Source organism: Curtobacterium sp. MCPF17_031, from assembly GCF_003234035.1.
Lineage (GTDB): Bacteria > Actinomycetota > Actinomycetes > Actinomycetales > Microbacteriaceae > Curtobacterium.
In genome coordinates, this window is the sequence record NZ_QKSG01000017.1 from 1 (window position 1) to 19,498 (window position 19,498).

Annotated in this window: 19 protein-coding genes and 1 tRNA gene; 12 read left to right on the forward strand and 8 right to left on the reverse strand. The window is 72.0% G+C overall.

Annotated elements, in window-relative coordinates; genetic code table 11:
* Window positions 1-146: 146 nt before the first annotated feature.
* On the forward strand, window positions 147-671 hold the full coding sequence (locus tag DEJ31_RS16320; protein ID WP_111122399.1) for a putative immunity protein: 525 nt from the start codon (window positions 147-149) through the stop codon (window positions 669-671).
* Between the two features lie 98 nt (window positions 672-769).
* Window positions 770-991: a PLDc N-terminal domain-containing protein gene (locus DEJ31_RS16325; RefSeq protein WP_111122400.1), complete on the forward strand. Its 222-nt coding sequence runs from the start codon at window positions 770-772 to the stop codon at window positions 989-991.
* A gap of 7 nt (window positions 992-998) precedes the next feature.
* Here the strand turns inward: DEJ31_RS16325 and DEJ31_RS17375 are convergent, their stop codons facing one another.
* The gene (locus DEJ31_RS17375; protein WP_181433564.1) at window positions 999-1,145 is read right to left on the reverse strand and encodes a hypothetical protein; all 147 of its coding nucleotides are present in this window, start codon (window positions 1,143-1,145) and stop codon (window positions 999-1,001) included.
* Window positions 1,146-1,279: 134 nt separating this feature from the next.
* Window positions 1,280-2,578 (reverse strand): amidohydrolase family protein, encoded by a 1,299-nt coding sequence (locus DEJ31_RS16330; protein WP_111122401.1) that lies wholly within the window; start codon window positions 2,576-2,578, stop codon window positions 1,280-1,282.
* Window positions 2,579-2,702: 124 nt separating this feature from the next.
* Here DEJ31_RS16330 and DEJ31_RS16335 point away from each other — a divergent pair, with 124 nt between their 5' ends.
* Window positions 2,703-4,100, forward strand: coding sequence for an amidohydrolase family protein (locus tag DEJ31_RS16335; RefSeq protein WP_111122402.1), 1,398 nt, complete (start codon window positions 2,703-2,705; stop codon window positions 4,098-4,100).
* A 65-nt stretch (window positions 4,101-4,165) separates the two neighbouring features.
* Here the strand turns inward: DEJ31_RS16335 and DEJ31_RS16340 are convergent, their stop codons facing one another.
* Together DEJ31_RS16340 and DEJ31_RS16345 are read right to left on the reverse strand one after the other, a co-directional pair.
* Window positions 4,166-5,134, reverse strand: coding sequence for a PDR/VanB family oxidoreductase (locus DEJ31_RS16340; RefSeq protein WP_111044031.1), 969 nt, complete (start codon window positions 5,132-5,134; stop codon window positions 4,166-4,168).
* The gene (locus DEJ31_RS16345) at window positions 5,131-5,775 is read right to left on the reverse strand and encodes a helix-turn-helix domain-containing protein (protein WP_111122403.1); all 645 of its coding nucleotides are present in this window, start codon (window positions 5,773-5,775) and stop codon (window positions 5,131-5,133) included. Before DEJ31_RS16345 ends, DEJ31_RS16340 begins: the two co-directional genes overlap by 4 nt.
* 153 nt (window positions 5,776-5,928) lie before the next feature.
* Here DEJ31_RS16345 and DEJ31_RS16350 point away from each other — a divergent pair, with 153 nt between their 5' ends.
* From DEJ31_RS16350 to DEJ31_RS16380, 7 genes are all read left to right on the forward strand, one after another.
* Window positions 5,929-7,215 carry an amidohydrolase family protein gene (locus DEJ31_RS16350; RefSeq protein WP_111122404.1) on the forward strand — a complete coding sequence of 429 codons (1,287 nt, stop codon included), beginning with the start codon at window positions 5,929-5,931 and terminating at the stop codon, window positions 7,213-7,215.
* 55 nt (window positions 7,216-7,270) lie between these two features.
* Window positions 7,271-8,038 carry an ABC transporter ATP-binding protein gene (locus DEJ31_RS16355; RefSeq protein WP_258366348.1) on the forward strand — a complete coding sequence of 256 codons (768 nt, stop codon included), beginning with the start codon at window positions 7,271-7,273 and terminating at the stop codon, window positions 8,036-8,038.
* Window positions 8,038-8,907 carry an ABC transporter permease gene (locus DEJ31_RS16360; protein ID WP_110904530.1) on the forward strand — a complete coding sequence of 290 codons (870 nt, stop codon included), beginning with the start codon at window positions 8,038-8,040 and terminating at the stop codon, window positions 8,905-8,907. The genes DEJ31_RS16355 and DEJ31_RS16360 overlap by 1 nt, the downstream gene beginning before the upstream one ends.
* Window positions 8,908-8,995: 88 nt before the next feature.
* Window positions 8,996-10,186: an ABC transporter substrate-binding protein gene (locus tag DEJ31_RS16365; protein WP_110904529.1), complete on the forward strand. Its 1,191-nt coding sequence runs from the start codon at window positions 8,996-8,998 to the stop codon at window positions 10,184-10,186.
* Between the two features lie 111 nt (window positions 10,187-10,297).
* Window positions 10,298-11,686, forward strand: coding sequence for an FAD-binding oxidoreductase (locus DEJ31_RS16370; protein WP_111122405.1), 1,389 nt, complete (start codon window positions 10,298-10,300; stop codon window positions 11,684-11,686).
* Window positions 11,683-12,471 (forward strand): creatininase family protein, encoded by a 789-nt coding sequence (locus DEJ31_RS16375; protein ID WP_111044026.1) that lies wholly within the window; start codon window positions 11,683-11,685, stop codon window positions 12,469-12,471. The genes DEJ31_RS16370 and DEJ31_RS16375 overlap by 4 nt, the downstream gene beginning before the upstream one ends.
* Window positions 12,468-13,085: a pyridoxal 5'-phosphate synthase gene (locus DEJ31_RS16380; protein WP_111044025.1), complete on the forward strand. Its 618-nt coding sequence runs from the start codon at window positions 12,468-12,470 to the stop codon at window positions 13,083-13,085. Before DEJ31_RS16375 ends, DEJ31_RS16380 begins: the two co-directional genes overlap by 4 nt.
* Before the next feature lie 48 nt (window positions 13,086-13,133).
* On the opposite strand, the gene DEJ31_RS16385 is transcribed toward DEJ31_RS16380, so the two are convergent.
* The 4 genes from DEJ31_RS16385 to DEJ31_RS16400 form a co-directional block, all read right to left on the reverse strand.
* Complete coding sequence (locus DEJ31_RS16385) at window positions 13,134-14,612, reverse strand: aminotransferase class I/II-fold pyridoxal phosphate-dependent enzyme (RefSeq protein ID WP_258366349.1); 1,479 nt, start codon at window positions 14,610-14,612, stop codon at window positions 13,134-13,136.
* 128 nt (window positions 14,613-14,740) lie between these two features.
* A tRNA-Arg gene (locus tag DEJ31_RS16390) sits at window positions 14,741-14,813 on the reverse strand.
* Between the two features lie 94 nt (window positions 14,814-14,907).
* Window positions 14,908-15,693, reverse strand: a complete 786-nt coding sequence (locus DEJ31_RS16395) for a dienelactone hydrolase family protein (protein ID WP_110904473.1) — start codon at window positions 15,691-15,693, stop codon at window positions 14,908-14,910.
* Window positions 15,694-15,735: 42 nt separating this feature from the next.
* Window positions 15,736-17,157, reverse strand: a complete 1,422-nt coding sequence (locus DEJ31_RS16400) for a glucose-6-phosphate dehydrogenase (protein ID WP_110904472.1) — start codon at window positions 17,155-17,157, stop codon at window positions 15,736-15,738.
* A gap of 102 nt (window positions 17,158-17,259) precedes the next feature.
* Between DEJ31_RS16400 and DEJ31_RS16405 the strand changes: the two genes are divergently transcribed.
* Together DEJ31_RS16405 and DEJ31_RS16410 are read left to right on the forward strand one after the other, a co-directional pair.
* On the forward strand, window positions 17,260-18,477 hold the full coding sequence (locus tag DEJ31_RS16405) for a Gfo/Idh/MocA family protein (protein ID WP_111122411.1): 1,218 nt from the start codon (window positions 17,260-17,262) through the stop codon (window positions 18,475-18,477).
* Window positions 18,474-19,397: a sugar phosphate isomerase/epimerase gene (locus DEJ31_RS16410; protein ID WP_111122406.1), complete on the forward strand. Its 924-nt coding sequence runs from the start codon at window positions 18,474-18,476 to the stop codon at window positions 19,395-19,397. Before DEJ31_RS16405 ends, DEJ31_RS16410 begins: the two co-directional genes overlap by 4 nt.
* Window positions 19,398-19,498 lie beyond the last annotated feature (101 nt).

Consider the following 19,498-nt stretch of genomic DNA (forward strand, 5'->3'; position numbering starts at 1 on the left):
CACGGGCGGCCTGCTCGTCGGCACCGCCACCATCACCGCCCAGATCAAGTAACACCCCGATCTGACACACCACGACAACGCCGCCCCGCACCCGCGAGGCGGCGTTCTCGCACGCACCCACCGTGCCACTGTGCGAGGGTGCGGGCATGGCCTCTCCGCAGACGCTCGACCTCGGCGACCGCCGGCTGTTGGCCGCGTGGGCTGTGGACTGCGCCGAGCGAGTCCTCCCGCTGTTCGAGCGCGCGGTCCCCGAGGACGCCCGTCCTCGCGATGGGCTCGCACGCACCCGGGCCTTCGCTCGGGGTGACATCGAGGCGTCGGACATGATCCGCCGGCGCTTCGAGACCGGGCGCGCTGCCTCGGTCGTCCGCGATCCCGCCGCACGGGCAGCCGCGTTCGCCGCAGGCCAGGCCTCCGGTGTCGCCCACATGAGCGCCCACGCGCTCGGGGCCGCCGCCTACGCCGTACGCGCCGCCGGGCTGGGCCGCCCCGACTCGGACGAGCTCGGCTGGCAGATCGCGCACATGGACGCCGGCGTCCGGGGCGCACTGCGCCGTCTCCCCCTGCTGGGGACCGACTCGTCCGGGCCGCTCGGGTCCGGCCTGTTGGCCTCCGGCGGCCTCGCCGTCACCATCCGTGCGCTCCAGGCGTCGGTCCTCGAAGCTCCTTGACCGCTGGCGCTCACGATCCGGGAGGCGTGTCCCGGCACCGCGGCACCGCTACACTCCCGCGAAGGGGCGCGACCGCGTGCTCCCGGAAGGTGGGGGACGTGTTCGGGAACCTCGCTGGTGAGCACATGGCCGTGCTGCTCGTGCTCGTGCTGCTGGAGGTCGGAACGCTCGTGCTGCTCTGGCGCGACCGGACCCGCTCGCAGCTGACGAAGGTGGTCTGGACCGTCGTGGTCATCGCGCTCCCGGTCGTCGGCGCACTCGGCTTCCTGGTCAACTGGGCACTGGGTCGACTCGCCGACCGGCTCAACCGCGCGCACTGACCGAGGCTCAGGGCCGGTAGTCAGGCCGCTGCTCGTAGAGCTTCCGCTGGCCGTCCAGGTCGTGCGTGTGCGCGCCGGACATCGCGCCGATCGTCTTCGCCACCGACTCGAGGACGAACACCAACCCTCGAACCACGTTCCCCAGGATCCGCACGACGGTCCTTCCTCGTCCTGCGAACCGTACCCCCGCGGCCGGGTACACGTCGAGACACGCCCGTCAGTGCTCGACGCCGCCTGCACACCGAGACGCCGCGGACCCCGGCGGCGTCCCGGGACGAAGGGGGCGTTTCACGGACGGGAGCGCCCGCCTACCAGACGCTCCCGCAGCCGGGCCGCCAGCTCGCCCTCGTCGGCCGTGACGAGCCTCCCGTCCCGCACCACCACGCGCCCACCGACGACGACGTGCTTCGGCCGCCGTCCCGGTGACGCCCACAGGAGGCCCGCGACCGGGTCCGCCACACCGGCGTCGGTGACCCCGGACACGTCCCACACGCAGAGGTCGCCCGCCGATCCGGTGCCGAGGTGACCGAGCTCCGGCCTGCCGAGACCGACGGCGGAGCCCTCGGTCGCCATCCCGAGCACCTGGCGTGCCGGTAGCTGCGGCCCGACCAGCGCGGACACCTGCATCGCGAGCCGAGCGTCGGCGAGCAGGTGTCCGGCGTCGTTGCTGCCACCGCCGCTCGTGCCGAGGCCGACCGGCACACCCGCGGCGGCGAGCCGGGCGACCGGCGCGATCCCCCACCCCATCGGCACGTCGCACCCCGGCGCGTGCGTCGCGGTGACACCGGCGGTCGCGAGGCGCTCGATCTCGTCGTCGGTGACGTCGCAGAGGTGCGCGATCGTGACGTCCGGCGCGAGCCACCCCCACTCCTCGAGCAGGTCGAGCGGCCGCCGGCCGTACCGTTCGAGCGCGATCGCCGTGTCGACCTGTTCGTTCGCCTGCGTCCGTCGACGGAGGCCGTGCTCCGCGGCGACCTCGCCGAGCGCCCGGAACGTGCCCTCTCCGTCGGAGTGCACGCCGGCCGGCCCGACTGCGACCTGCAGTCGGCCGTCCGGGTCCGTCCCGTCGACGGCGTCCTCGTGCAGCAGCGCACGGACGATCGCGTCCGCCGACCCCGCCGCTCGTGACGGGTCGTCCCGCGCGCTCCCCCGGACGAAGACGAGCCGGCCGCCGAGACCGCGGACCGCGTCCACGGTCGCTGCGGCGAGCGCGACGGTCCCGTCGGGGCTCGCGTCGGTCGGCCAGTTCAGGTGGTGGTCTGCGATGGTCGTGACGCCGGACAGGAGGCCCTCCGCGGCTCCGACCGACGCCGCGACCCCGTAGAGCTCGGGGTCGTGGCCCGCGGCGGTGTACGCCTGCGCCATGGTGGGGAGCCAGTCCGCCATCGGCACACCACGGGTCCCGGGGAGCGTCCGGAAGGCGGTCTGCAGCAGGTGGTGGTGCGCGTTGACGAGTCCGGCGGTGACGACGCAGCCGGAGGCGTCGAGGGTGGTCGCGACGCTGCTGCCGTCGTCGACGACCACGTCACCGTCGTGTTCGGTGCGGGGATCGACGAGGACGCGGAGGGCACTGGTGACGGTCAGCATGCAAGCGTTTGTAGCAGGGCGCTGTTTCGTGCTCGTGACGCCCGTCGTTCCGGCGGAGGCATGCTGCGAGCGGGGGAAACCGGACGGTGACACCGGCGAAACACGCGGTCCCTAGGGTCCCCCCATGACCCAGACCCTGATCCGCGGCGGGTGGGTGCTGACCGCCGCCCCCGACCACTCCGAGACCCCGTCCGCGATCCGGGACGGCGCGGTGCTCCTCGACGGGGACCGGGTCGCCGCGGTCGGTGTGTTCGCCGAGCTGTCGGCAGCACACCCCGGTGCGACGATCCGCGGCGGGGCGCACGATCTGGTCACGCCGGGCTTCGTGAACACGCACGGGCACTTCAGCGAGGGGCTCATCACGGGCATCGGCTCGCAGTACACGCTGTGGGAGTGGCTGAACGCCCTCATCTCCCACGTGAACCCGGTGATGACGCGGGACAAGGCGTACGCGGGCACGATGCTGCAGGGCATCCAGATGCTCCGGAGCGGCGTGACGACGGCGAACGACATGTTCTGCTCGGACCCGATCGCCGGAGAACCGGCGACCCCGGGGGTCGTGCAGGCGCTCGAGGAGCTGGGCCTGCGCGGAGTGGTGTCGTTCGGGTCCGGGGACGTCGACCGCGGCTTCGGTCCGGCACCGATCCTCGAGGAGTTCGACGCCCTGCGCGAGGCCGCCGATGCCAGCCGGTACAGCACGTTCCGTGTGGGGATGTCCTCGATCGGCCGGTACTCGGACCAGGCCTGGCAGGAGCACATCGACTACGCGGTCGACGGCGGGCACGGCATCCACGTGCACGTGCACGAGGTCCGCGAAGAGGTCACCGCAGCCCGCCAGCGCACCGGCAAGACGGTCGTCGGGCACGCCGAGGCGACGGGGATGTTCCGGGTGCCGGTGATCGCCGCGCACAGCGTCTGGATGGACCGGGAGGACCGCGAGACCTACGCCGCGAACGGGGTCGGCGTCGCGCACAACCCGGTCGCCAACGGCATCCTGGCGAGCGGCATCGCGCCGGTCGCGGAACTCCGGGCGCTCGGCATCCCGGTCGGCATCGGCGTCGACGGGCCCGCGTCGAACGACTCGCAGGACTTCCTGCAGGCGATGAAGACGGCGGCGTTGCTCGCCCGGATCCGGGACCTGCAGGCGACCGCGATGAGCGCCCGGGAGGCGTTCGAGATGGGGACGATCGGCGGGGCGACGGCACTGCGGATGGACGCCGAGATCGGGTCGCTGGAGCCGGGCAAGCGTGCGGACCTGGTCGTGTTCGACGGGGAGAGCCCGACGCTCGCGAACGTGCACGACCCGTTCCAGGCGGTCGTGTTCGTCGCCGGCAGCCGCGAGGTGAAGGACGTCTGGGTCGACGGTGAACTGAGCCTGGCGGACTTCGAGGTGACGCGCGTCGACGTCCAGGAGGCCGTGGCCCGCGCCCGTCCGCTGGCTCGCCAGCTCGTCGAGCAGGCCGGGCTCGAGCGTCTCTCGGCGCTCACCGGTGCACCGGTGGAGCACACCGAGCGACCCTGACTGAGCCGACCCGCGGCGGACGGGAGGCCCTGCTCGCGTCCGTACCCGAGCCTCCCGTCCGGTGGTCAGAGTTCGAGCACCAGCCGCGGGCAGCCTCGCCTGGCGCGGGAGACGCAGACCATCATGGTGCGGTCGTCAGCCTGCTCCGCCGGGCTGAGCACGGTGTCGCGGTGGTCGACCGCGCCGTCGAGGACGGGGGTCTCGCACGTGCCGCAGGTGCCCTCGCGGCAGGACGACAGGACGAACGCGCCGGCGTCCTCCGCGACCTCGAGCAGGGTGCGGTCGGCCGGGACCGTGACCGTGACCCCGGTGAGGGTGAGCTCCACCTCGAACGACTCCCTCGGGGCGTCGACGTCAGCGGCGGGCTCGAACCGCTCGACCCGGACGCTGCCCGCGGGCCAGTGCGCGGCGGCGGCCTCGACCGCGTCCATCAGGCGGCGGGGGCCGCAGCAGTAGACGACGGCGTCCCGGGGCACCGCGAGGAGCGAGGCCACGTCGATCCGGGTGCCGTCGTCCGCGACGGCGAGCGCCACACGGTCCGGGTGGGCCACGACGAGTTCGTCGGCGAAGGCCATCCGGTCCCGGGTGCGGCCGGCGTAGTGGAGCTCCCACGGGGTGCCGCCAGCCTCGGCGGCGGCGATCATCGCGCGGATCGGGGTGATGCCGATGCCGCCAGCGACGAAGACCGCGGGCCGGTCGGGGTCGAAGCCGAAGTGGTTGCGCGGGCCGCCGACCAGGACCTCGTCGTCGACACGGAGCGTGTCGTGCACGGCGACGGACCCACCTCGCCCGGAGGCTTCGCGGAGGACGGCCACCCGCCAGTGCCCGTCGGGGGTGGTGGTGACGAGCGAGTACTGCCGTTCGATGCCGGGCGCCACCTCGAGGTCCACGTGGGCCCCGGGTTCCCACTCAGGCAGGGCGACGCCGTCGACCGACGCGAGGTCGAGGACGACGACGTCCTCAGCCACCCGCTGCCGGTCGGCGATCCGCATCCGGAGCCGGTCGTCCGGGGAGTCGACCAGACCGGCGCTCATGACGCGGCTCCGGCCCGCGGGGTCTCCTTGACGACGATCATGTGGAACGCACTGCCGTCGGCGCTGCACCAGCGGTGTCCGGTGCCACCCCGGTAGTAGGCCGAGTCGCCGGGGCCCAGGCGCAGCACGTCCTGGCCACGGAGGTCGAGCAGGACGTCGCCTTCGAGCACCGTGAGGAACTCGTCCTCACGGTGCTCGAAGTACTCGCCGAGGTCGGTGTCGTCGCCCTTCCACTCGAGCGGCTCGAAGGCGTGCGGGCCGGCGTGCACGAGGAGCCGCGCCTCGCCGCTGGAGAACGGCCCGCGGGCACCCTCGTCGGCGCGGAGCACCTCGGGTCCTCGGTCGTCCGGCTCGTCCCGGGCCGGGGCGCCGGCGGCGAGGAGTGCGACCTGGGTGGTGTCGAGCGCGGTGGCGATCTTCTCGAGCGACACCATGCTGGCGCGGGAGTGGCCGCGTTCGACCTGGCTGAGGAACGGGTGCGAGAGCCCGGTGCGCTCGGCGAGCTGGACGAGGGTCAGTCGTGCCGAACGCCGGAGTGCCCGGATGTGCTCGCCCACGAGACGGGCCTGTTCGTCGACCACCCGATCGGCCTCGGGAGCGTCCGGTGGCAGGTCGGCGTGGGGCAGGAGGTCGGTGGGCATCGCGCTCCGATCGTGGTCCGGACCAGCGGGCCGTTCCGTGCATCCCATCTCGTCACAGTCGGCAACCGGAGCGAAACGGGTGAGAAACACGACCCACCTAGCATCGTGGATGTTGATGCGATCAACATTGTCACACACGATCGAGAGGGCCCCTTGGACGAGTCACTGCCACGCCCGATCACCCTCCTGCGGTCCGCGCTGCTGTCCGACGGCGGACTCGTGGACGTCGCGATCACCGGCGACATGGTCACCGAGGTGGCACCGGCCGGCAGCCTCGCCGCGTCCGCGGAGGGCACGCTCGACCTCGAGGGTCGCCTGCTCCTCACCGCCCCGGCCGAACCGCACGCCCACCTCGACAAGGCCCTCAGCGCCGACCGGATCAACCCGCCGCTCGGTGACCTGGGCTCTGCGATCGCCGCCTGGGCCGCCTACGCCACGACGATGTCCGTCGACGAGATCGCCGACCGGGCACGGACCGCGGCCCTCGCGCTGCTGGCGGCCGGCACCACCGCGGTCCGCACCCACGTGGACGTCCTCAGCCACGGTGGGACCGGAACGGTCGCCGACGCCGTCCGTGGCGCCCGTGCCCTGGTGCAGGTCCGGGACGAGCTCGCCGACCTGATGGACATCGAACTCGTCGCACTGGCCGGGCCGCTCGCGCCGGACGAGCACGTCGAAGCGGTGCTCGACCTCGGCGTCGACCTGGTCGGTGGCGCCCCGCACCTCGCCGAGGACCCGCTCGCCGACGTCGACCGACTCCTGGCGATCGCACACCGCCGCGGTCTCGGCGTCGACCTGCACGCCGACGAGAGTCTCGACGGACCCGTCACCCTCGACCACTACGCCCGCGCCGTCCGCGACTGGCCGCGCGACCGGCAGTACTCCGCCGGGCACTGCGTGCGACTCGGCACCCTCGGACCGGAGCGCCTCGCCGAGGTCGTCGCCGACGTCGCCGCCGCGGACCTCGGCGTCATCACGCTGCCGATCACGAACCTGTACCTGCAGGGATGGCAGCACCCGGTGTCGACCCCCCGCGGGTTGACCGCGATCCGGGCGCTCCTCGCCGCCGGGGTCCGCGTGGCCGCCGGCGCCGACAACGTCCGCGACCCGTTCAACCCGGTCGGCCGGAGCGATGCCCTCGAGACCGCGTCCCTGCTCGTGACCGCCGGGCACCTGACGCCGGACGAGGCGTACGCGATGGTGAGCGCCACCGCCCGGAGCGTGATGGGCCTCCCGGCCGCCGGTCCCGTCGTCGGAGCGCGCGCCGACCTGCTCGCCGTCGCCGCGACCAGCGTCACCGACGCGGTGGCGAACGCCCCCGCCGACCGGATCGTCCTGTCCCGCGGACGACTCGTCGCCCGCACCGAGGTGCGGCGCACCGTCGCCCGGACACGAACCGTCAGCACGGAACGCACGTCCGTCGCCCAGCTCGTCCCCTGACCCCCGTCCCCGTTCCCTGACCGCGCACGACCATGCACGAGAACACGAGGTAGCCGTGACCACCACCGCACCAGCTCCCGTCACCACGACGGACACGCTGCTCGACTTCCGGAACGTCGAGATGACGTTCCCGAACGGCACCGTCGCTCTGCAGGGCGTCGACCTGACCGTGGACCGCGGCCAGTTCGTCTCGGTCGTCGGCCCCTCCGGGTGCGGCAAGTCGACGCTGCTCCGGATCGCGTCCGGGCTCGAGACGGCGTCCGACGGCACCGCGGGGGTCGCCGCCGACCGGATCGGCTACGTCTTCCAGGACGCCACGTTGCTGCCCTGGCGGAACGTGCAGGGGAACGTCGAACTGCTCGCCGAACTCGGTCACGTCCCGAAGGCCGAGCGGGCCGCGAAGGCGAAGCACGCCATCGACCTGGTCGGCCTGAACGGCTTCGAGACGAACCTGCCGAAGCAGCTCTCCGGCGGCATGCGGATGCGCGTCTCGCTCGCGCGGTCGCTGACCCTCGACCCGGAGCTGTTCCTGTTCGACGAACCGTTCGGCGCCCTCGACGAGATCACGCGCGAGCGCCTCAACGACGAACTCCTGCGGCTGTTCGTGGAGCAGCAGTTCGCCGGGCTGTTCATCACGCACTCGGTGTCCGAGGCCGTGTACCTGTCCACCGAGGTGATCGTGATGTCCGGCCGTCCGGGCAGCATCGTCGGCCGCTTCGACGTGCCGTTCCCGATGCCGCGCGACCCCGACATCCGCTTCACCCCGGAGTTCGCCGAGCTCGTCGGCGAGGTCTCGCACGCTCTCCGGGAAGGACACCGCTGATGGTCACGCTCCAGGAGGTCGCCGAGGCCCGCACCACGCGCGCCGCCGCCCGCCGCTCCACCCCCCGCAGTCGGCGGTCGGTCACCTGGTGGCAGCCCGTCGTCGTCCTCGGTGTGCTCGTCGCCGTCTGGTACGCGGTCGCCGCCTACTACGACCACGTGCGGAGCCTGGCGTTCCTCGTGCCGTACCCGCACCTGGTGCTCAAGGCGATCGTCGCGCCGACCGGGATGAACGGGGCGCCGTCGACCTTCGGCCACGACCTCTGGACGGCACTCGGCCGGACGACGGTCGTCTCGCTCACCGGGCTGGCCTTCGCGATCGTGATCGGCGTCCTCTGGGCGATGGCGATGGCGCAGGCGAAGTGGCTCGAGAACTCGCTCTACCCGTACGCCGTGGTACTGCAGTGCGTGCCGATCCTGGCGCTCGTACCGCTCATCGGCGCCCTGTTCGGCTACGAGTTCACCAGCCGCGTCATCGTCACGGTGATGATCGCCCTGTTCCCGATGGTGTCGAACACGCTCTTCGGGCTGCAGTCCGCCGACCGGGCGCAGCACGAGCTCTTCCGGCTGCAGCGCGCCGGCCGGTTCGCCCGACTCGTGAAGCTGCAGGTCCCCGCCGCCCTGCCGTCGATCTTCGTCGGCCTGCGCACCTCGGCCGGCCTCAGCGTCATCGGCGCGATCGTCGGCGACCAGTTCTTCCAGCGCGGCAACCCCGGCCTCGGCGTCCTCATCCAGGTGACCGCGTCACGGCTGATGGGGCCGGAGCTCTACGCGACCATCATCATCGCCTCGCTCTACGGCGTCGCGGTGTTCCTGGTCTTCGGCCTGCTCGGCCGCCTGGCCGTCGGCCGCTGGCACGACTTCGGCTGACGGTCCCACCGTCGCCCGACCCCTGACCCCTCCCTCCCACAGCACCCGCCCCCAGCACCACGAGACCCGCACCACGATCGGAGCCTCCATGCGCACCACCACCCGAATCGGCGCTGTCACCGCCGCCCTCACCGTCACGGCCATCGCCCTCACCGGCTGTGCGAGCGGTTCGGCCAGCAGCGCCACGACGACTGCCGCGACGACCGCGGCCACCGGCCCCGCCGTCGACCTCTCCGGCGTCTGCCCGGCGACCGTCGTCGTCCAGACCGACTGGAACCCCGAGGGCGACCACGGGCACCTCTACCAGATGCTCGGCGCGAACCCGACGATCGACGCCTCCGGTAAGAAGGTGACCGGCGACCTCGTCGCGAACGGCAAACCGACCGGCGTCAAGCTCGAGGTGCGCGCCGGCGGCCCGGCCATCGGGTACTCGAAGGTCAGCTCGCAGATGTACCAGGACAAGTCGATCACCCTCGGCTACGTCTCCACCGACGAGGCCGTCTCGTTCTCCGACAAGCTGCCCACGACGGCCGTCTTCGCCGAGAACGACCAGTCCCCGATGGTCATCATGTGGGACCCGAAGACCTACCCCGAGGTCGACAGCATCAAGAGCCTCGGCAAGGCCCTCGAGAAGAAGGACGGCGTCGTCCGCTACTTCAACGACGCCGCGTACATGTCCTACCTGCAGGACTCCGGCAACCTGCCGAAGAGCGTCCTCGACGGCAGCTACGACGGCACCCCGTCGAAGTTCGTCTCCGCCGGCGGCAAGGACGCCCAGCAGGGCTTCGCGACCGCCGAGCCGTACGTGTACCAGCACCAGGTCCCGGCCTGGGGCAAGAAGATCTCGTCCGCTCTCATCTCGACCACCGGCTGGAACCCGTACCCCGAGACCATGTCGATCCGCTCGGGTGACAAGACGAAGCTGGCCCCCTGCCTGAAGGCACTCGTCCCGGTCATGCAGCAGGCCGACGTCGACTACCTGACGTCCCCGGGCGCGACGAACGACCTCATCACGCAGCTCGTGCAGCAGTACAACAACGGCTGGACGTACGACTCGAAGGTCGGTGCCTTCGCGGCCGAGCAGATGCGGAAGCGCGGCATCGCGACCGACGGTGACAACGGCTACGTCGGCGACATGGACGAGAAGCGCATGTCCGACTTCATCGCGAAGGCCACGCCGGTGTTCTCCGGATCCGACGGCGGCATGAAGGAGGGCCTCGCGCCGTCCGACCTCTACACGAACGAGTTCCTGGACAAGTCGATCTCCCTCGGCTTCTAGGTCGTCCCGTCACCGGTCGGCTCGCCGACCACCCACCGGACGGGAGGCGCGGGGCACGTCCGCCGCCTCCCGTCCGGAACCCGAAACGCGCAGCAGCCATCAGGAGCAAGCATGACCACCGTCACCCCGGCCACCGTCGGCACCGCCTCCCCAGCCACGCTCGAGGCGCTCCGCGCCGACCTCGTCACCCTGCTCGGTGAGCGCGGCGTGAGCGCGGACCAACGCACCCGTGAACGCGCCTCGGTCGACGAGGCCACGATGAGCCCGATCCTCAGCGAGCAGCTGCCGCTCGGCCTCGCGGACCTCGTCGCCTCCCCCGCGAGCGCCGACGAGATCGCCGCCACGCTGGAGGCCGCGATCCGCCACGGGGTGCCCGTCACCACCCGCGGCAAGGGCACCGGCAACTACGGGCAGGGCATCCCGCTGCACGGCGGTCTGGTGCTCGACACCTCTCGGGCGCGCGCCGTCGTCGAGGTCAGCGACGGCTGGATCACCGCCGAGGCCGGCACCACGATGGTCGCCCTCGAACAGGCGGCAGCGGCGGCCGGTCAGCAGCTCTGGATGTACCCGTCGACGGCGCAGTCCACGATCGGCGGCTTCCTCTCCGGCGGCTCCGGTGGCACCGGCTCGATCGCGCACGGGTCGAACTGGCAGGGCTTCGTGACCGCGCTCGACATCGCGCTGCCCGGCGAGCCGGGTCTGCTGCACGTCGAGGGCGACGCGGCACAGCCCTTCGTGCACACCTACGGCACGGCCGGCGTCATCGCCCGAGCCACGGTCCGGCTCGAACCGCTGCAGGACTGGCGGGCCGTGTACGCGTCCTTCCCGAGCTTCGAGCAGGCGCTCGTCGCGGTCCGGACGCTCCGCGGGCTGACACCCGTGCCACGCCTGGTCAGTGCCGACCGGGCCGTGATCGCCGGGACCCTGCCGAAGGACGCTGCGATCCCCACCGACCGGGCCAGCCTGCGCGGCATCATCGACGCGACGGCACTCGACGAGGCGCACGACCTCATCACCTTCGCCGGCGGCACCGTCGAGGACGTCCGGGAGGGCCTGCAGCAGACCACGAAGGTGTCCATGCTGTCCTACAACCACCCGATCTGGTGGCTGAAGCGGAACACCCCCGACACCGAGTACTTCCACGTCGAGGTCGGTGGCGAGGCGCTGATCGACCGGATCGCCGAGGTCGAGGCAGTCTACCCGGGCGGGATGCTGCACATCGAGGCGGCACACGTCGGCCCGATCGGCATGCTCACCGCGCCCTACACCGGGGCGGAGGACGTCTACGCCGGCTACCCCGTCCTGCGGGATCTCGGAGTCCGTGTCCACAGCCCGCACCAGTACTACGTCGACCACGGGGTGGAGGAGCTGCTCGCCCTCAAGCAGCGCACCGACCCGCACGGGCTGCTCAACCCCGGTCACGTCATCGACCCCGCGCTCGTGCAGTCCGGCGGGTCCACCGCCTCGGCCCAGCCCGCCGTTCCCGGGTTCGGCAAGTGAGCGGCACGCGCAAGCTCGCCGAGCTGTCCGGGCCGGCCGTCGCCGCCGGCTTCACGGCGGACACCATCGTCGTCCAGCCCACCGGAGCGGTCGAACACCACGGCCCGCACCTGCCGCTCCTGACGGACTTCCTGCTCGCCGACCACATCGGCGGCGCGGCCGTCGAACAGGCCGCGGCCGAGGGGCTCGACGTCTGGCAACTGCCCACCCTGGCGTTCACGAAGTCCGACGAGCACAGCTGGGCGCCCGGCACCGTGTGGCTCGACGCGGACACGATGTTCGACACCGTGGTGCAGGTCGGCCGCGCCGTCGCCCTGACCGGCGCGGGCACGCTGGTGTTCGCCAACGGGCACGGCGGGAACGTGGCGCTGCTGCAGGTCGCACTCCGCGAGATCCGCAAGCGGTACGGACTGAAGACGTTCCTGATGCCGACCCTCGCCCGGATGCCCGGCCCCGACGGCGAGGACGCGGACGAACGCGGACTCGGCATCCACGGCGGTGCGGCGGAGACGTCGATGATCCTGCACCTGCGGCCGGACCTGGTCGACATGACGCTCGCCGAACGCTGGGTGCCGGACCACCTGGCGGACTTCGAGAAGATCGCGTTCAACGGTGGTCCGGTGTCCTTCGGCTGGCTCTCGGACGACTTCGGGACACCCGGCGTCGTCGGGGACGCGAGCCGCGCCTCCGCCTCGTACGGCGCAGCCCTGTGGGAGCACTCCCTCGCCGAGGCGGTGGCCTCGCTGCACGAGATCGCCCGCTTCGACCCCGCAGGCCCGCGATGACCACGCTGCCCGGGCAGGCCGCGGCAGCCGACACCGGTCCGCCGCCCGCGGACCCGCTCGTGCTCGCCGCGGCCTGGCTCCCGCCGGCCGGATCGGGCGTCACGCCGACGATGAACCTGTCCACGATCGGCCTGGACGGGTACCCGTCGGCGCGGACGGTCCTGCTGTCGCAGTTCGACGGGCAGCGCCTGCACTTCCACAGCGACACCCGGAGCCGCAAGGCGGCCGAGCTGGCGGCCGTGCCACGGGCCTCCGTGACGATCGTCTGGCCGGAGGCGGCCCGGCAACTCGTCGTCACCGGTGACGTCGCTCGGGTGACGGACCGGGAGGCGCGGATCGCCTACGCAGCGCGCACCCACTACCTGCAGGTGCTCGCATGGGTGAACGACGCCGACCTGGCGGCCGTGCCGGCCGACGAGCGGCGGACCCGGTGGGCGTCCTTCGAGGCGACCGGGGGCGGAGCGCCGCTCGACCCGCCCGCGACGTGGGGCGGGTACGCGCTGACGCCGGTGCGGATGCTCTTCTGGACGGGCGCGACGGACGGGCCGAGCAACCGGCTCGCCTACGAGCGACGCGCGGACGGGTCGTGGGGGTCGGAGGCCTGGCCGGGCTGACCTGACCGGGCGAGTGGCCTGCCGGACGGGCCTCGGGCCTCCCGGCCGCTACCGCACGTCGCGCATGACGCGGATGGTCCCGAGGCTGCCGTCGGTCGGGTCCGGCAGGACCATGCCCGCCTGGAGACCGCTCCGCAGGTAGTCGATGACCTCGGCGGTGAGCCGCTCCCCCGGCACGTACGCAGGGATGCCGGGTGGGTATGGGGTCGCCTGCTCGGCCGCGATCCTGCCCACCGCCTGCTCCGCCGGTACGGACTCCGCCGGGGCGAAGAACGCCTCGCGCGGGGTGACGACCGACTCGAGCAGGATGCCCGAGCGGTCCGGCAGCTGCACCGGGGGGTCCTGGTCGAGCCCGGGTGCCGCAGCTGCCAGGTCCTCGAGCGCCTGCACCAGCCGGTCGGTCGTGAACTCGTCGTCGGCGATCGAGATGTCGACCCCGAGGTGCCGGTGGTCCGAGAGCCCGAGGTCGATCTGGTGGTGCTGACGGATCCAGTCGAGTGCGTGGTACCCGTTGATGCCGAGCGCCTGGATGTCGAGCAGCATGCGCATCGGGTCGAGCTCGTGCGACGCCTCGGCGTGCAGGAGCTCTTCGTGCAGCACGGAGATCCCGTCGATGGCGTTGATCCGCTCCCGGGTGCGGTCGGCCAGCTCGATGGCCTGCGCGATGCGGTCCGCGCCGTCCTGCACCATGTGTCGACGCCACCCGTCCATGGCGGCGTAGACGAGCACGTTCGGGCTGGTCGTCATGAGCATGTCGGCGCAGGCCCACAGGTGGTCGTGGTCCACGAGGTCGCCGCGGAGGTGCAGGACGGACCCCTGCTCGAAGCCGAGGCCCATCTTGTGCACGCTCGTGACGCACACGTCGGCACCGGCGCTCATCGCCCACGAGGGCAGCTGCTCGGAGAACGGCAGGTGCGCGCCCCACGCCTCGTCCACGATGAGGGGCTTGCCGCGCTCGTGGCAGACCGCCGCGATCCCCTCGATGTCGGCACAGGTGCCGTACGGGGTGGGGCTGACCACCAGCGCAGCGGCGGCGTCCGGGTGGGCGTCCCAGACCGCGGCGTAGTCCTCGGGCGACGGCGGGTGCGAGATCCCCTGGTCAGCGTCGAGCCGCGGTTCGACCCAGTACGGCTGGAGTCCGGAGAACACGAGCCCTGCCGTCACGGACTTGTGGGCATCGCGACCGATCACGATGCCACCGTCGACGCCGGCCACGGAGAGCATCGCCGCCTTGACCGACAGTGAACTGCCGCAGGTCGAGAAGAAGACCTTGTCCGCGCCCACGGCATCCGCCATCAGGGCCTCCGCGGTCGCGAGGTAGGCGTTCGACGACGTCCGGTCGTCGAGACCGCCGCTGGCGAGGACGTCGTTGCGGAACGGGTCCATCCCGAGCACCGACAGTGTCTCGGTGTCGACCCCGCGGCCCTGCCGGTGCCCAGGCGGCGAGAAGCTGTACCGGTTCATCGCGTGGTGGTCCCGCAGGGCGTCGAGGAACGGGGCGTCCGTCTGGTCCAGGTCGTCAGGCATGGACCCGGTCTATCCCTGCGCCCGTCAGGAGCAGCCCAGGATCGACTGAAGCCAGGGAAGGACCGACGTGCGGGAACGACGAAGGCCCCGGAGATGATCTCCGGGGCCTTCGTGGTGTTGCAGTACTGTGCGCTCGAAGGGACTCGAACCCCCAACCTTCTGATCCGTAGTCAGATGCTCTATCCATTGAGCTACGAGCGCGTGGCCCTTGCGAGCCGTGGAAGACTCTACAACAGCTCCGGTCGCAGCGCCAATCGAACCGCCCCGGCCGGCGCACCCGGCGTGTCGCCGAGGGTCAGGAGACGGTCGGCTCCTCGTCGAAGACCTCGGCGAGGAACACCTGCAGCGCCTGCCACGACCGGCGGTCCGCACGCTCCTGGTACTGCGCGCCGTGGTCGGGTGCGTCGGTGCCGGGGACCGCGAAGGCGTGCATGGCGTCGGCGTAGGTGACGACCTGCCAGTCGACGTGCGGAGCGCCTCGCATCTCGTCCTGCCAGGCGTGCACGGACTCATCCGGCACGACCGGGTCCGAGCCGCCGGTCAGGACCAGGAGCTTGGCGCGGATCTGGTCCGCGTCCGAGGGGTCGTGGGCGATGAGTCCGCCGTGGAACGACACGGCCCCGACCAGGTCGGCACCGGACCGGGCGAGTTCGAGCGCACCCGAGCCGCCGAAGCAGTACCCCATCACGACGACCTTCGACGCGTCGACGTCCGGGTCAGCGAGCAGACGGTCGAGTCCGGCGCGCAGGCGGGCACGGAACAGGGCGTTGTCGCCGTAGAAGCGACCGGCGACCTCGGCAGCGCTGTCGTCACCGGGGCGGATGCCGGCGCCGTAGACGTCGGCTCCGAAGGCGACGTACCCCAGGCGCGCCAGCATCGTCACCCGCGCTTCGACGTGCTCGTTCACCCCGTGCCAGTCGTGGATGACGAGCACGGCCGGACGGGGACCGGCGACGGCCGCGTCCTTCGCGAGCACGCCCTGCAGCGGTGCGTCGTCGTGGGCGTAGTCGACGGTCTCGACACGGATGTCGGAGCCGGCGGGTGCGGGGACGGTTGAGAGGACGTCGTCAGTGGTGGTCACGTCGACGCACGCTACGCCTGCCCGGTGTCGGGAGGTCTGTGCCTACGCGTCGACGTTGTCCCAGTCGTCCGGCCCGCCGGACCCCGCCACGTACTCGTCGAGCGGCACGTCGCCCGCCCGCCATGCGGTGAGGAACGGTTCGACGACCTTCCACCCCTGCACGGCACTGTCCCCGCGGACCGACAGCGTCGCGTCGCCCTCGAGCACCCCGGCGAGCACCTCGCCGTAGGCACTGAGCCGTCCGGGGTTGAAGGTGACCTCCATGGCGGTGTGGTCGATCGTGTACGGGTCGCCGGGGCCGTTGACGTTGAGTTCGAGCTGCATCTCGTCCGGCGCGATCCAGATGCACAGGCGGTCCGGCTTGTGCGCTCCGGTCAGACCGTCGGGCACGTGCGGGGAGTCCTTGAACGTGATGAGGATCTCGCGGCGCTGTCTGCCGAGCGCCTTGCCGGAGCGCAGCGTGAACGGCACGCCCGCCCACCGCCAGTTCGCGACCTCGAGCTTCAGCTGCGCCAGGGTCTCGGTGCCGAGCGACGGGTCGACACCCTCCTCGTCCGCGTAGGACGGCATCGAGCGGTCCCCCACGGTGCCGGCCGTGTAGCGCGCCCGCTTGCCGGCGGTCAGCGGGTCTCCGCCCCAGGGCCGGACGGCGCGGAGCACGAGCTCCTTCTGGGTGCGGAGGTCCTCGGCGTCGATCGAGGCCGGTGCCTCCATCGCGACGACCGCCATCACCTGGAGCAGGTGGCTCTGGATCATGTCCACGAGCGCGCCGGCCTTGTCGTAGTAGCGGGCACGACCCTCCAGTCCGAGGGTCTCGTCGTAGACGATGTCGACGCGCGCGACGTGCTGGGACGACAGCAGGGGTTCGATGATGCGGTTGGCGAACCGCAGACCGAGCAGGTTGAGCACCGTCGAGCGGCCGAGGAAGTGGTCCACGCGGTGGATCCGCGACTCCGGCAGGAACGAGTGCAGCAGGTCGTTGAGGTGCTCGGCGCTGTCGGCGTCGGTGCCGAACGGCTTCTCGAGCGCGAGCCGGGTGTGCGCGGGCAGGTCCAGGTGCGCGAGCTGCTCGCAGCTCTTCTCGGTGACCGCCGGGGGCAGCGCGAAGTAGATGGCGGGGTCGTACCGGCAGTCCGCGAGCAACGCCTTCAGGTCGTCCGGGTCGGTGACGTCGGACTTCCGGTACGAGGACGCGTCGACAACGGCCTGGAGGCGCGGGGACAGTGCCGTCTCACCGGTCGCGCCCTCGTCCTCCTCGTTCTTGGACGCCTGAGCGTTCTCGAACGCCTCGTGCACGAGGTGCTTCCAGTCGGCGTCGGAGATGTCCTCGACACCGGCGCCGACGAGCTGGATCTCCCAGTCCTCCTTGACGTCGAGGAGGGTCGCGAGGCCGGGCAACAGCAGGCGCTTGGACAGGTCGCCGCTGGCTCCGAGGATGAGCAGTGTGGTCTGGAGGCTCGCCATGCCCCAGAACGTACTCACCCGTTCCCGAGCAGGACCGGGTCTGCCGGTACGGTGGTCGCGGTGCCGACGCGCGGGAGCGTCGACACGGCGCGAGGGAGCACCATGACGACAGAGGGCAACGTCCACGCACCCGATGTGGGTCAGCAGCTGGCCGGTCCACCACGGGCGGAACCAGCGCGGGGCGGGCGGCTGCGGGTCGCCGTCGTCGGCACCGGCATGATCGCCGCCGTGCACGTGCGCGCCGCGCGGGCGGCCGGAGCGGACGTCATCGGTGTGCTCGGGCGGAACCGGGAGCGTTCGGAGCAGGTGGCGCAGCAGCTCGGCCTGGAGCGCGGGTACGACGACCTGGACGCGGTGATCGCCGACCGCCCCGACGTCGTGCACATCTGCACCCCGAACGACCAGCACCACCCGCAGGCGCTCGCGGTGATCCGCGCGGGCATCAACGTGGTCTGCGAGAAACCCCTCGCGGTGTCCGCCGAGCAGGCCGACGAACTCGAGCGGGCCGCGGCCGAGGCCGGGGTCGTCGCGACGGTGCCGTTCGTGTACCGCTACCACCCCATCGTGCGGGAGATCCGCTCCCGGATCGTCGGCGGACAGCTCGGTCGGGTGCTCGCCGTGCACGGCCACTACCTGCAGGACTGGATGCTCGACTCGGACGCGTCGTCGTGGCGGGTCGACTCCGGTGCCGGTGGGCAGTCCCGGGCCTTCGCCGACATCGGGTCGCACTGGTGCGACCTCGTCGAGTTCGTCATGGCCGAGCAGTTCGCCGCGGTGAGCGCGGTGACCGACATCGTCTACCCGACCCGCCCGGCGGCATCCGGTCCGTCGTTCTCCGGTACCCCGGACCCCGATCCGATCGGGGACGCGGCCGAGCGCGCCGAGGTGACGACCGAGGACACCGCGGTCGCGACCTTCCGGACCGGCAGCGGCCGGATCGGCAACGTCGTCATCTCGCAGGTCTCGGCGGGCCGGAAGAACCGGCTGTGGTTCGAGGTCGACGGGACCCTCGGGTCGGCGGCCTTCGACCAGGAGCAGCCGGAGTCGGCCTGGTTCGGGAACGAGACCGGCGCCCAGATCGTGGTCCGCGACCCGTCCCAGGGCTCGCCCGACCAGCGCCGTCTGGCGGTCGTGCCGTCCGGACACCCGCAGGGCTACGTCGACGCGTTCGCGGCCTTCGTCGCCGACACCTACACCGCCGTCACGACCGGCACCGCTCCGGAGGGTCTGCCGACCTTCGCGGACGGCGCCCGGTCGGCACGCATCATCGACACCGTGGTCGCCAGTGCCGGCGACCACGCCTGGAGGGAGATCCGATGAAGCTGGGGATGCTGACCGCCTGCCTGCCCGGATGGGACCTCGGCCGGATCGCGGAGTTCGCGAGCGGTCAGGGCTACGAGCGACTCGAGGTCGCCGTCTGGCCGGGCACCGGCGGCCGCGACTTCGAGGCGGCGCACCTCCCCGTGGCGACCCTCACCGACGAGGACCTCCAGGCGACGCGGGAGCTGCTCGACCGCACTGGACTCGAGATCTCCGCCCTGGCCTACTACGAGAACAACCTGCACCAGGACCCGGCCCGGCGGGAGGAGGTCCGCACCCACCTCAAGCACGCGGTCGACGCTGCCCAGCGCCTCGGGGTCCCCTACGTCGGCACGTTCATCGGCCGTGACAACACCAAGAGCGTCCGCGAGAACATGGCCGAGGGCGACCGGGTCCTGCCGGAACTGCTCGACTACGCCGGTGAGCGCGGCGTCCGCCTGGTCATCGAGAACTGCGTGATGGAGGGTTGGCACCCGGACGGCTACCCCGGCAACATCGCGTACTCCCCCGAACTCTGGGACTGGGTCACCGGGCTCGGCTTCGGGCTGAACTGGGACCCGTCGCACCTGACGTGGATCGGCATCGACCCGGTCGAGACGATCCTGCCCTTCGCCGAGCACATCGTGCACGCGCAGGCGAAGGACGTCGAGCTGTTCCCCGAGCGGCGGAACCGGTACGGCTTCTTCGGCAAGGTCGACAAGGGCGACGACCCCTGGGAGATGGGCTGGTGGCGCTTCCGCGTGCCCGGCCGCGGCGTGGTCGACTGGCCGCGAGTCGTCGACCGGCTCTACGAGGCCGGCTTCGACGGCACGCTGAGCGTCGAGCACGAGGACCCGCTCTGGGGCGGAGACGACGTGAAGGTCCTCGAAGGTCTCCGCATCGCCCACCGCACGCTGCGGCCACTGATCGCGGCCGAGTGAGGGGTTGACGGGAGGTCCGGATCACGCGGGCGGACCGGCTCACGTGGTGCGGGCCTCCCGGCTGGCGACCGTGCGCTGAGAGCGCGCGGACCCCGCGCGAG